This window comes from Vibrio stylophorae (assembly GCF_921293875.1).
GTDB classification, from domain to species: Bacteria; Pseudomonadota; Gammaproteobacteria; order Enterobacterales; family Vibrionaceae; genus Vibrio_A; species Vibrio_A stylophorae.
This window is the reverse complement of sequence record NZ_CAKLDI010000001.1, coordinates 1,689,384-1,701,347: the sequence shown is the minus strand read 5'-3', so window position 1 is coordinate 1,701,347 and position 11,964 is coordinate 1,689,384. Positions and strand designations below refer to the sequence as shown.

Annotated in this window: 9 protein-coding genes; 5 read left to right on the top strand and 4 right to left on the bottom strand. The window is 48.2% G+C overall.

From position 1 onward, the window contains the following. Positions 1-63 precede the first annotated feature (63 nt). On the bottom strand, positions 64-1,332 hold the full coding sequence (gene moeA / locus L9P36_RS07830; RefSeq protein WP_237466144.1) for a molybdopterin molybdotransferase MoeA: 1,269 nt from the start codon (positions 1,330-1,332) through the stop codon (positions 64-66). Positions 1,333-1,511: 179 nt separating this feature from the next. Here moeA and folE point away from each other — a divergent pair, with 179 nt between their 5' ends. Beyond that, a complete protein-coding gene (gene folE, locus L9P36_RS07825; protein ID WP_237466143.1) occupies positions 1,512-2,162 on the top strand; it encodes a GTP cyclohydrolase I FolE in 651 nt (216 codons plus the stop codon). Between the two features lie 247 nt (positions 2,163-2,409). Continuing rightward, a complete protein-coding gene (locus L9P36_RS07820) occupies positions 2,410-2,781 on the top strand; it encodes a hypothetical protein (protein WP_237466142.1) in 372 nt (123 codons plus the stop codon). Between the two features lie 160 nt (positions 2,782-2,941). Here L9P36_RS07820 and L9P36_RS07815 read toward each other — a convergent pair whose 3' ends face one another. Next, entirely contained in the window at positions 2,942-4,102 is a 1,161-nt protein-coding gene (locus tag L9P36_RS07815; RefSeq protein ID WP_237466141.1) for a Card1-like endonuclease domain-containing protein, read from the bottom strand. 87 nt (positions 4,103-4,189) lie between these two features. Beyond that, entirely contained in the window at positions 4,190-6,394 is a 2,205-nt protein-coding gene (yccS, locus tag L9P36_RS07810; RefSeq protein ID WP_435532773.1) for a YccS family putative transporter, read from the bottom strand. 146 nt (positions 6,395-6,540) lie between these two features. Here yccS and helD point away from each other — a divergent pair, with 146 nt between their 5' ends. Continuing rightward, positions 6,541-8,625 (top strand): DNA helicase IV, encoded by a 2,085-nt coding sequence (gene helD / locus L9P36_RS07805; RefSeq protein WP_237466140.1) that lies wholly within the window; start codon positions 6,541-6,543, stop codon positions 8,623-8,625. A gap of 107 nt (positions 8,626-8,732) precedes the next feature. Then, positions 8,733-9,632, top strand: a complete 900-nt coding sequence (locus tag L9P36_RS07800) for a hypothetical protein (protein ID WP_237466139.1) — start codon at positions 8,733-8,735, stop codon at positions 9,630-9,632. Between the two features lie 137 nt (positions 9,633-9,769). Here L9P36_RS07800 and L9P36_RS07795 read toward each other — a convergent pair whose 3' ends face one another. Beyond that, positions 9,770-10,621, bottom strand: coding sequence for a MurR/RpiR family transcriptional regulator (locus L9P36_RS07795; RefSeq protein ID WP_237466138.1), 852 nt, complete (start codon positions 10,619-10,621; stop codon positions 9,770-9,772). A 661-nt stretch (positions 10,622-11,282) separates the two neighbouring features. Here L9P36_RS07795 and L9P36_RS07790 point away from each other — a divergent pair. Beyond that, on the top strand, positions 11,283-11,930 hold the full coding sequence (locus tag L9P36_RS07790; protein WP_237466137.1) for a TetR/AcrR family transcriptional regulator: 648 nt from the start codon (positions 11,283-11,285) through the stop codon (positions 11,928-11,930). The last annotated feature ends 34 nt before the right edge of the window (positions 11,931-11,964 follow it).

Here is an 11,964-nt window from a genome sequence, read left to right as displayed (position 1 = left end):
TAAAGCGGTTTGAAACAAGTGATAAAAAACGCCTCATCTGAGGCGTTTTTTATTTGTGCATGCTTAGGCTTGCAGCGTGCTATCAAATGGCATTACGGTGACAGTTTCACCTTGGGCTACGAAGCCGCGCTCTTGCTCTAAAATCACAAAAGCATTGGCAAGGTGCATGGAGCGAAACGCACCAGAGCTTTGATTCCCTGTGCTTTCAACTTCCAATTCACCAGCACTGTTTTGACTCAGGATCGCACGCTGATAATCGGTACGGCCCGGACGTTTTTTAAAGTTGCTGCGGGTGGTGGCTTTGAGCGTGAGTGGTGCACGCCAATGGTCGTGACCGGCCAATTTTGCCAGTGCTGGCTGGGCGATTTGATGCAAGGTGACCATCGCCGAGACAGGGTTACCCGGTAGACCAAAAAAGAGGGTGCTCTTTGTTTCGCCATGAAGCTTGCCAAAGGCAAAAGGCTTACCTGGTTTAATCGCAATTTTCCAAAAACCGACCTCACCAAGTTCTTGTAAAATATCCTTGGTATAATCAGCTTCACCGACACTGACACCACCTGAGGTAATAATCGCATCGGCTTTTTGCATCGCCTCCATAAAGGTTTGGCGAAGGGCATCGATATCATCTGGGATCATACCCAAATCTAAGCCTTGTAGTCCCATGCGAGTGAGCAGCGCGGCAATGCCAAAGCGGTTGCTATCATAAATTTCACCGGCGCCTAGTGGGCTACCGACGCTTTTCAGCTCATCCCCTGTGGAGAAAAAGGCGATCACAGGTTGGCGGTAAACATCAATCTGCGCAATGCCTAAAGAGGCCAACATAGGGAGCTCGCGTGCAGAGAGCTGAACGCCAGCCTCGATCACCAAATCACCTTGGTCGATATCATCGCCAGCAGGGCGAATGTTCATACCTGCTTTTATTTTTTCGGCCGCGAGGGTGATGCGAACCATGCCGCTGTCATCGACTTGGCAGTCTTCCTGCATGATAACGCAGTCGCAACCTGCTGGAATTGGCGCGCCGGTCATAATGCGAATGGCACTTTGCGCAGGCCACTCACCGACGAAAGGTTGGCCAGCAAAAGATTTCCCTGCCACTGGCATCGGTTGAGCTGACATTGCATCAATATCTTGAAGGCGAAAAGCGTAGCCATCCATTGCTGAGTTAGCAAAAGGTGGCACCTGCATCGGCGAGTAGATCGCTTTTGCGGTGATTCGTCCTAGCGCTTTGTCTAGGGCAATGGTTTCGATTTCAGTGACTGAAGAAACAGATGCCAACATCTGTGTAATCGCTTGTTCAATCGGCAGCAAGCCAGGTTGATCACAACATCCCATTGTTTATTCCTATCATTTTTGTTCGTGGGAGACCGTAAAACACCCATTGTGCTCAAAGTTTCAGCGAGCTGAAGCGAGCATCCAAGGTACTTGGAGGTTGATTTGTCATTGTATAAGAGTATGCTTCGGCCTTTATCTGTGATCAAGATCGATTCGGGGATTGCAAAGGAGAGTTGTCAATGGCATTGAGTGAAGCCGCGCAGAAAGTTCAACAAGCACTGCTAGCCAAAGGGCTAGAAACACCCATGCAGCCAAATCCTCTCGCTAGGGAAGAGCGAAAAGAGAAAATTGAAGTGCATATGCGAGAGATTTTGCAATTGATGTCTCTCGATTTGACCGATGACAGTTTGATGGATACGCCAAAGCGTGTTGCCAAGATGTACGTCGATGAGATTTTCTCTGGTCTTGATTATCACAACTTCCCAAAAATCACTGTGATTGATAATAAAATGGGGGTTGATGAGATGGTACGGGTGAGCGATATCACCATGACCAGTACCTGTGAGCATCACCTTGTGACCATTGATGGCAAAGCTTGCGTGGCCTATTTACCGCGAAAAAAAATCATTGGCTTATCTAAAATCAATCGTATTGTGCGCTTCTTTGCGCAGCGTCCTCAGGTGCAAGAGCGTTTGACGCAGCAAATTCTCGTGGCGCTACAAACCCTGCTTGAAACCGATGATGTGGCTGTGAGTATTGATGCGGTGCATTACTGCGTGAAATCACGCGGGGTGATGGATGCAACCAGCCAAACTAAAACCACAGCGCTTGGTGGTATTTTCAAGAGCAACTTGGCAACGCGCACTGAATTTTTGCAAGGTCATCGCTAGTCGGTGCTTTTTCAGACATCGCTATATCTTAGCTGTGATAAACGCCGCTTTAATGCGGCGTTTTATTTGATATCAATAATGTAAATTTCGAATCGATGATTTGTGATTTCAATCCAAGTTGTGACCTTTCTCTCTTTCACTGAATGCTTTGCCAATTAATTGGCGTCGGCGTCTTTTTTCTGTCACTGGCATTGATTAACGTATTCACTTGATCTGTAAATGGCGGTTGCAATCATAGGGAGGCGTGATGGATCTAATTGAAAACTCAGTGGTCTGTAATTACAGCGATTTTTTAGTCGCGCCTTTGATGAGCCAACAGAGTTTTATTGAAGTTCTGCAGGGGGATCAAAGTGCCCAAGCGGATGATGCGCATCTGCCTGCTCGCCAACGCCTTTATATGCGTGCCAAACGTCAGCTGTCTAGTCGCTTTAGTGATGGCGAGAATTTACAGCGTCTTTTACAGCTTGCGCAGCAAGAGGGGATCACCCATATGTTGATTCGCATGCCATACCCGCTGGATGCGCATGAGTTGTTTGAGTTAAAGCGAAGTCAGATTGCGGCGCTGGATTACGCGGATGATGCGCAGGAGATCCTGACCGTTGATTTTCGTAAGGTATGACGCTGAAAAATTGCGATACATTCGATTGCGAGAGCATGCATTCAATGAGAATGCATGGAATAAAAAAGAGGCCATCAGGCCTCTTTTCTATCGTGATTTTCGCGCATTGATTGGTGTGCTATTAGCACGTGCGTATCAAAGATGTTTTTGCAGATCGTCGCTATAGGAAATCTTGTCCGCGAGCGTCGACAAACCAGCGATGCAGCAGATGTTCTAAATCACCGAGCTGCTCTGGGCCAATGATCTCGAGTCCCAAATCCTCGGCGCGAATCATATCGTGGCCACGTAGTGGGCGGAAGCTCACCAGCATGGCGCGTGCTTGTAAGCCGCCGAGCAAATCACGAATAGATTCAAGCTTGTACAGCGTATCATCGCCATCTTGGTTCATGCCCTTGGTCTTACACTCAATGATGTGCAGCTTGTTATTGACGATTGCTGCCACATCCAGCTCGTTACGTACCTCTTTTTCGCCAATTTGGCGATAGACCTGCACCCCGATGGAGTTATCTTGGATTGTCGGTAGGACTTGCTGAATTTTTTTCACGGTGCCATGCACAAAGGTTTCAAGCCATTCACCGTTGGCAAAACGGCGCGCAAATTCATCGCGAAAAGTTAGCATGCCTTGCTTGTAGGTGGCTAATTTAGCGGCCATCAAATCATTAATCAGCATCGCAAGCTCGCGATAGCCTTGCTGCTTTTCGCTTAGCTCAACGCTTAAAACCTGCTCTTTACGACAGGTGGTCGCCAAGTAGTTGAGAGTGGCAAGGCCAGGGCCAAGTTCAAGTGCGTTGTTGGCCCATGCATGGCAAAGCAGCATCAGTTGCTGGGCATCATGCGCAGAGATGTTTGGCTCTTCAATTTCACAGCGCGCGCCAAAAATAGAAAGGTAATCAGCAAGCTGAATATGATCTTGAACCTGCTTTTGCTGCATCTCTTGTGGGTACAGCCAGCAGATGGCATCGGTAAAAGGCTCAACCACATAAATTGGGCATTGAATGCTACGAAATACTTCGTAGGCGGATAGCAAGCGGTGACGTAAACCACAGCTGGCGTTAAACCATACGGGATCTTGGCTTTGCATTAGACGCTGCGCCAGTACGCTGATTTGCGCTTGCAACTCTGAGGTTCGAATGGTGTCACTGATTTCAAAAAATTCGCACTCAACTTGGCGCTGTACCAAGATGGCTTGCATGCGTTCAAAGTCAGCCAGTTGCTTTGACTCACCAATCAGGATCAACCGTGACGCTGGGATCCCATTATCTAAAATTGGGGTGATTAGGCGAACGGGATCGGCGTCCAAAATACCTATATGGGTGGTCATAACATCCTCTTTGATGGATCAATATGTCGCTGTTGGACTGGCAAAAGCAAACACGCGACTGAAATAGCGTATATCAATATCGAGCAGTTATTTTTGATTCTGCTCTGTTGTTTGGTTGAGTGATTGCCCTTGCGTCACTTGAATCAGACGATTCACTAATTGATCAAATTCAGGTAGCAAACGATGAATTAATTCAAGCTGTTGGGTGATCAGCTGACCTTGTTCACTCAAGTGCCCTAGATTATCAGGTTTCGCATCAAGAAGGCAGTGGCTGCACAGGGTTTGATCATTTTTTTCTACTTTTTTTACTAAAGTATCAAGCGCTTGGTGAATTGAACCATGGGCTTGATTGACGAAAAGGTGGACTTCACTGTCTTCAATTCGTGCGCGATGGGCACCGAGCGCCGAAATATAATTAAGCAGTGCGTGACTGAGGCACAAAAAGCGAAAGCTGGCATCGGTGGCGTAGCGGCGGCGTTCAGGCTCGCCAAGCATGGCGGTGACAATATTGGTCAGTCTGGCATCCGCGTTATGCGCTTGGCGACGTGCCACGCGATAGGCTAAATCGTCTCGTTTACCGGTACGATATTGAATCAAGACTTGGTCAAGATAGTCACTGTTGGCTGCTAAAGTTTCTGCCATCGCCTTGGGTAGTCGCTTGGCTTGCCAGTCGGGTAAAACATAGATCACCGCGAGTACCGCTAAAATACAGCCCAGCAGGGTATCGCCAAGCCGCGGTAGCATGACGGCATAACCTTCACCAAATTGATTGAAACAAGAAAGAACCAATAGGGTGATAAAGCAGGTCGCAAAGGCATATTGCTTGGTGCGATAGATAAAAAAGAGCACGCCGGTAAATACCATGATCGCCAGTTGCCCTTCGGCAGAGGGAACCAAATAAAGTAGGGGGATCCCGACCATTAAGCCAACCAATGTCCCGGCAACACGCTGGCCCAATTTTTTCTTGGTTTCACTATAGGTGGGTTGGCAGACAAACAAGGTGGTCAGCATGATCCAGTAGCCCATGGATATGTTAAAGGCTTGAATCAGGATATATCCCAAGGTCAGCATGCTTGAAAGGCGAATGGCATGGCGGCACAGGGGGCTTTGTAAGCTCAGTTGGCTGCGCACCTGTTGCCACATGGTGACCAAGGTATGCGGGTTGTTGTCTGCGAGCGTGCGCTCATCGGTGTTGCTCTCAATCACCAAGGATGCGCCATCAGATTGGGTCAGACTTTGCAGTTGTTGCTCAACGGCACTGAGATTTTGGCTGAGATAATCCAATTGGCGTAGCGACGCTTGCCATTGCAGTTTGCGATGGCCTTTTAAATAAGACACTGAGTGATGCAATTCATAGAGCGCCTGTTGATTGAGCGCTGCGTGCTCATAGCGCTGGCCTGTGCGCAGACTGTGCGCCAAATCGAGGCATGCTTGCTGTTGTAGTTGCAGTAAGCGCTGACAACGAAAGAGCACATCGCTGTGATGAAAATCTTGCGATAATTCTTGATAGCGATAGTGGGTTGAGTTGATTCGCTCGTGAATATCTTGCGCGAGGAAATAGAGTGATAATAACCGCTCATTGGGCGCGGCAAAGCGTTTGCGACGGGCGCGTTGAAGCAGTGCGTTTTTGGCTAAATCTAAGTGCTGTACCACGGTGGCGTTGTTTTGTGCGGCGCGCAGGCGATAGGGCTGAGGATTGAGATCGCGCACTGGCGCAATGAGCTCTGCTTTAATGGCAAAGGTATTCGCGAGCACTTCAAATACATCAGCGACTTTGCGCTGTGAGGATTGTAGCGGCCAGCGCCACTGCCAAAACAATGAGAGCGCACCATAACTTGCCGCGCCCATCAAAAGGGCTGCGGGTTGTTCCCAAATTGCGCCATCAACGTGGGCTCCAATCATGGTGTAAATGGCAAGTAAGATTGAAGCAAAGGCGATGCTGGCGTAGCGAGGACCAATGGCACCCAGCATAATAAAGCCAAAACAGGAGCTAAACAGGCCTAAGCAAAATAGCCAAGGGTAGGGAAAGAGAAGTTCTACAGAAAAAGAGGCGATGGCAAAACAGAGCAAAGTCATCAATAAAGACTTACTCTTACCGCGCAAACTATCATCAGTTTCTGCCAAAGCAGCCGCAATGATCCCTAAGACGAAAGGGATAATATGATGGGTGGTTTGTAAGTACCAAGCTGGGATTGCGACCGAGAGAAGTGCGAGCATCACACGTAAGCTGACCGCAGTGGTTTCTTGCGCCATCCAGCGGCGAATTGAGGTAGGTACAGACCAAGGCATCATAAGAGGATTTGAGTCAGAAAAGAATGACGCTACTTTAGCAAAAGGGCGCATTTTTCTTAATGATCTTCCGGCTTTTTTTTCGTAACCTTGGCTCATTTCCCCAATTGGGGTCACGGACGACCACTTTTTCATCAATGAGAGAGTTTATGCAGCTGCAAGCGAGCGCATTTGCCGCATTTTTAAATCGCTGGGATTTTCATCAAGTCGCGCTAAGCCAAGATGGGTTAGTGCTTACTGGGCGCGATCAAAATCAAATTCCATTGCCATTTCGCCAGTGGTCGGGTGCATTTCGTCTAAAGCGCGAGCTGTGTTGGTCGCGTTTAACACTCGATGGCGTGGTCAATGCGCAGGGGGAAGCGGTCGCGCCTGTGGCGCTATTTGGGTTGCCTTGGCTTGAAGCGCAGCAATTTGTTCAGCGTTTAGCGCAGCAGTTTGAGTCTTGGCGGCAACATATGGATGTGCAGCTGAAGGCCTTTATCTTTCAAGCCAATGAAGCGCTGTCACAAAGCGTGGCGCAGCGCCAATCTTTAATGCGTGATAGTGAACTGCATCAGTTGCAACAGCGTCTCGAGCAATTAATGGCTGAACATCAGCTCACTTTGCCGCTTTTACATGCGCAATACGCAACCCAAGTGTCACATCTATTGCCTTGGCTTGAGCAAGGTAAAGCGACACAGCGCAAACTCAATGATGCATTGCAACCACAATTAATAGCGCGCTGGCAGCCTTGGTTTGCGCAAAGTAGTGCGCATCCGCTGAATGACAGTCAGCAACGCGCGATCCTTGAGCACAATGATGCAACCCTGATTTTGGCAGGTGCTGGCTCAGGGAAAACCCATGTCTTAACGTTAAAAGCGGCTTGGCTGGTGGCGGCTAAATTAGCAAAAGCTGAGCAAATCTGTTTGCTGGCCTTTGGTCGCGATGCGAAAACGCAGATGGCTGATAAATTATCAAGCATGGGGCTCGGCGCGATTAAGGTGAAAACTTTTCATAGTTTGGCCTTTGAGTTGGTCAGTCAAAATCAGACGATCACCATTTCACCGTTGGCCGATAAAGCTAGCGCTCGAAAAGCATGGCTGGCAACGCAGTTGGCTGATTTGTGGCAGCAAAGCGCGCACTTGCGCCGCTGGCAAAAGCTGGTGCAAGAAGTGCCAGGCTTAAAAGGTGATAAGCCACTGGCAGAGCAGGTTAATCAAAAAAAATTGCAGCAGTGGTGCTGGCAACAGATCGATTTGCTGAGTCAAATGGGACTCAACAAAAAATCGCTGACTATGCAGCTGCAAGCGCAACAGCCAAGCACAGGTCTTGCTGCTGCGGAGATTTTGGCGCTGATTTGGCCGCTTTATAGCCGCTATTTACAAGCCTTAACTGAAACCAATAGCTTGGATTATGCGCAGCTGATTCGCGTGGCAAGTGAGCTGATGGATAAAGGCAAAATTCAGTGCCCTTGGCATTATTTGCTGGTTGATGAATACCAAGATATTTCAGCGCTGCGCCAGCAATTTTTGCAGCACTTACGCCAAGCATGCCCACAAAAAATGGCTACGGCCTTGATCGCGGTGGGGGATGATTGGCAGGCAATTTATGGATTTACGGGTGCGCAAATTAAACTGACTACTGAGTTTAAATCCCTGCATGCTGGTGCGGTGTTACGCTATCTCGATACGACTTATCGCTTTTCACAAAATTTAGGGCAAGTGGCCAATGACTTTGTTTTGCAAAATCCATATCAGCAATACAAGCCACTGAATAGCCTCACGCAGGGTGATGGGGCGGCCGTGACCCTAGCACCGCAGGCGCAGCTTGGCCCGCTATTGATGAAACTCAGCCAGACGCATCATCAAGCGCCAGTTTCTGTGCTCATTTTGGCTCGGCAACATCATCAATTGGCGGGATTAAATTTTGAACCTAAGGCGTTGCCAGGTGTGCAGCTGAGCACCATGACGGTTCATGCAAGCAAAGGACAAGAAGCAGACTTTGTGATTGTACTTGGCATGGACCAAGGCCTTTTCCCTGTCGAATTGCGTACCGATTGGTCGGTTCAGCTTCAACAGTGCCTGATGCCCATTGAAGATGACTTTATGGATAGTGAAGAGCGGCGCTTGTTTTATGTGGCTTTAACACGAGCTCGTCGCCATGTTTGGTTGTTATCTGGCGCAACGCCATCACGTTTTGTTCTTGAATTGCGCCATGAGGCGGGTGTTGAGAACAAATTGCGGGCACTGCCTTAGTTCTTTTGCTTTGCGACCAGTATCATATTAATGAGTCGCTGAGCATGTCCTCGGAGGCGTGTGTCAGCTATGGTTGCGCTACGGGATGTGAGTAGGAGAGGGTTCAAATGGAAAATTGGCTTGCAGCACTGCCAAAGTTAGAGTTGGACGTGAAGCTTGAGGATACGCGGCTTGGTGGTCGAGATGTGCTGTTAGATGGCATCGAGAGCATGAGCGATCCGCAGGTATTGAATCGCCAATTGATGCGCGATGCGGATTATTATCAGTTGGCGCATAACTGGTTGCTGCGCTGCCATGCTGAAGGGGTGGTTCATGTCGAGCCGAGCATTATGCCCTTTGCCCATTCAACACTCTCTTTTGCCGCGATTATGGAAGCGCTAACGGATGCTTTTGAATCTGCAGAAGCCAATTGGGGAATGACTTGGCGCTTAAGTGTTGCCATGCATCCAGAACAAGTCACTGACACACAAATTCGCGCTGCTATGGCGATGGCTCAAATGCACCCCTGGCTTGGCTCAATTACCCTTGCCTTGACTGAGCACACGCAGTATTCAGATTTTTGCAAAGTGATCACGGCATTGAGCGCCGCGCCTATTCCATTGCGTTGTGCGATTGATAGCCAGCCGAGTATTTGGCAGGTGAATGAGCGCGATCGCTGCTGGCAATTGATTCGTAGTGATCAGGGTTTGAGTGATGCTTTGGCACCGCTACAAATTGAAAGTCAGTGGGTAGGTATGTCGAGTGCGCAAATTGTGCAGGCGGATAGCTTTGATGACTTCTTATTCATGGGCCGAGGGCAAGCTTACCTATATAGTCGCTCACCCGATAAGCAAGGCAGTGTGACGCAGCAATTGCGTGATGCGACAGAGAAGTACCGTTTGTCGGCTTACCAAATTAAGCAGTTAGCTTGCAATGCGATTGCCGCCAGCATGATGACTGATGAAGAAAAGGGAAAATGGCAAGAGGTGGTGCTCAATGATGCTTGGGAGTTTTTGGGCGAAAGCTAATCAGGAATCGATGCGATAAACCCTCTGTATCAATCATAAAAAGCCTGCATTGCGCAGGCTTTTTGCTTCATGGAACGTGTCATGGCGTCTGCTATGGCTGTTATCTCAGATGCACGCGACTTAGAGACACATCAGAATTAGTTTTCCACTTTGTGAAAGCGAGAGTCTTTGAGCGCATCTTTCACACGCTTAAGGTTTTCACGAAATCCTGGACCACGGCGCAGTGTAAAGCCAGTGGCTAACACATCGATGACCGTCATTTGCACCACGCGGCTGGCCATAGGCATATAGACATCAGTGTCTTCCGGTACATCAAGGGTGATAGTCAAGGAGCACTCGTGATCAAGCGGTGAGTTTTTCGCCGTGATACCAATAACAGTGGCGCCGTTTTCACGAGCTAGACGCGCGACTTCAACCAAGCTTTTGGTGCGCCCTGTATGGGAAATCACCACGATGACATCGCCATCGCCGCCATTGATACAACTCATGCGTTGCATCACCACATCATCAAAAAAGACGATGGGAATATTAAAACGGAAGAACTTGTTTTGCGCATCATGGGCAACAGATGCTGAAGCACCGAGACCAAAAAATGAGATTTTCTTGGCTTGTGTCAGCAGGTCAACGGCGCGGTTGATTTGGCTGGTGTCTAGGCTGTTTTTGGCTACATCCAAACACGCCATGGTGGATTCGAAAATTTTCGCAGTATAAGCATCCGGCCCATCACTCTCTTCAACGTTGCGGTTGACGTAAGGGGTGCCATTGGCAAGGCTCTGCGCAAGATGAAGTTTAAAATCTGGAAAGCCTTTGGTATCAAGGCGGCGACAAAAACGGTTCACCGTTGGCTCACTGACATCCGCCATCTTAGCGAGTGTTGCGATACTGGAATGAATAGCAGTTTGCGGAGAGGCTAGAATCACCTCAGCAACTTTGCGCTCAGACTTGCTGAAATGATCCAAATGTTTTTGAATTTTCTCTAGGGTATTCATGAAGCTTCCACAATGCTGTTAACCCACATGGGGACTTGTACCAGCCAATATACTATCCAAGCTTCGCCTTGCTCCAGCGAAACCCTGACAATATCTTTCAAAATTGTTTAGTTTTTGACGGATGTCTAATAATTATTTCCGCTAATTTACCCGTTTTCGCTACGTTTTGCACTGTGTTGCGCTTTTTTTGTACGGCGCGCTGTCAAAAAATTACAAATGAATGAATTTGGGTTACATCACGTTGGTAATTCAGTCAAAAAAAAGCCCACGCAAGCGTGGGCAACATGAGAATCCATTACACAATTTAGGAGTTACGTTTAAAGCAGTGGTAGCGCGATAAGGAAAGGGGGAAAAACTTTCCTTACGGCGCTTTCACAGAGTAAGACTGGTGCGATTTCAGAAAGTTCAGCAGGCATGGGAAAAACTTCAAAAAAAAAACTCATCGGGTTCGTAACCCGATGAGTCTAGAAGAGATTCTTCGAAATAAAAAAGCAGTGGTGCGTTGGCCGAAGCCTTCGCGACCTCTTTTTTACGGGATTTGCTGTTGAAACCAAAATTGAATAATGCGGAATTTTGCACCAGCGCATTTTTTATTCTGATCAATTGCGAAATCTGTGATTGCATCCTAAGTTTTAAACAGGTGTTTGAATTTGGAGCGGGCATGACCCAACAAACCAAAATACATCTGCTGCAAGTGGCTGAACAATTGTTTGCATCTCAAGGGTATAGCGCAACCTCTTTGCGACAATTAACGGCTCAAGCACAAACCAATTTAGCGGCTGTGAATTATCATTTCGGCGGTAAAAAAGGTTTAATTCAGGCCGTGCTGAATCGCCATTTTGTGATTTTTATTCCCGAGCTTCAATCGCAGCTTGCGCGCTTGGAGCAGCAACAAAGCGCGTCATTGGACGCGATATTTGGCTGTTTTATTCCAGCATTTGAGGCGGTTGCGGCGCAAAGACCGCAAGCACTGGCGCATTTCATTCAGTTAATTGGCCGAGGTTACGCCGAGAGTCAGGGCCATCTTCGTCGTTACTTTACTTTGCAATTTGGCGCTGTGCTTCACCAATTCCACGCGCTTGTTGCCAATGCGTGTCCCACCGTGAGTGCGAATACTTTGTTTCTTCGTCTGCATTTTACTCTCGGCGCCGCGGCCTTTACGTTGTTATCCAGTCCTGCCCTTCAAGCGATTAGTGAAAACCAATTTCAGCAGCAACTGACCATTCGTCAGTTGCTATATGCCCTGATCCCTTTTTTGAGTCAGGGAATGATGGCACCTAGCCAACCATCTTTCGTGACGTACCCATAGGGTCGTTTTAAATGGAGGAAGTATAGATGAGCCG

Bases quoted from the DNA above. Each gene is read 5' to 3' on its own strand.
- moeA (WP_237466144.1), bottom strand. From the start codon at position 1,332: ATGGGATGTTGTGATCAACCTGGCTTGCTGCCGATTGAACAAGCGATT.
- folE (WP_237466143.1), top strand. From the start codon at position 1,512: ATGGCATTGAGTGAAGCCGCGCAGAAAGTTCAACAAGCACTGCTAGCC.
- L9P36_RS07820 (WP_237466142.1), top strand. From the start codon at position 2,410: ATGGATCTAATTGAAAACTCAGTGGTCTGTAATTACAGCGATTTTTTA.
- L9P36_RS07815 (WP_237466141.1), bottom strand. From the start codon at position 4,102: ATGACCACCCATATAGGTATTTTGGACGCCGATCCCGTTCGCCTAATC.
- yccS (WP_435532773.1), bottom strand. From the start codon at position 6,394: ATGATGCCTTGGTCTGTACCTACCTCAATTCGCCGCTGGATGGCGCAA.
- helD (WP_237466140.1), top strand. From the start codon at position 6,541: ATGCAGCTGCAAGCGAGCGCATTTGCCGCATTTTTAAATCGCTGGGAT.
- L9P36_RS07800 (WP_237466139.1), top strand. From the start codon at position 8,733: ATGGAAAATTGGCTTGCAGCACTGCCAAAGTTAGAGTTGGACGTGAAG.
- L9P36_RS07795 (WP_237466138.1), bottom strand. From the start codon at position 10,621: ATGAATACCCTAGAGAAAATTCAAAAACATTTGGATCATTTCAGCAAG.
- L9P36_RS07790 (WP_237466137.1), top strand. From the start codon at position 11,283: ATGACCCAACAAACCAAAATACATCTGCTGCAAGTGGCTGAACAATTG.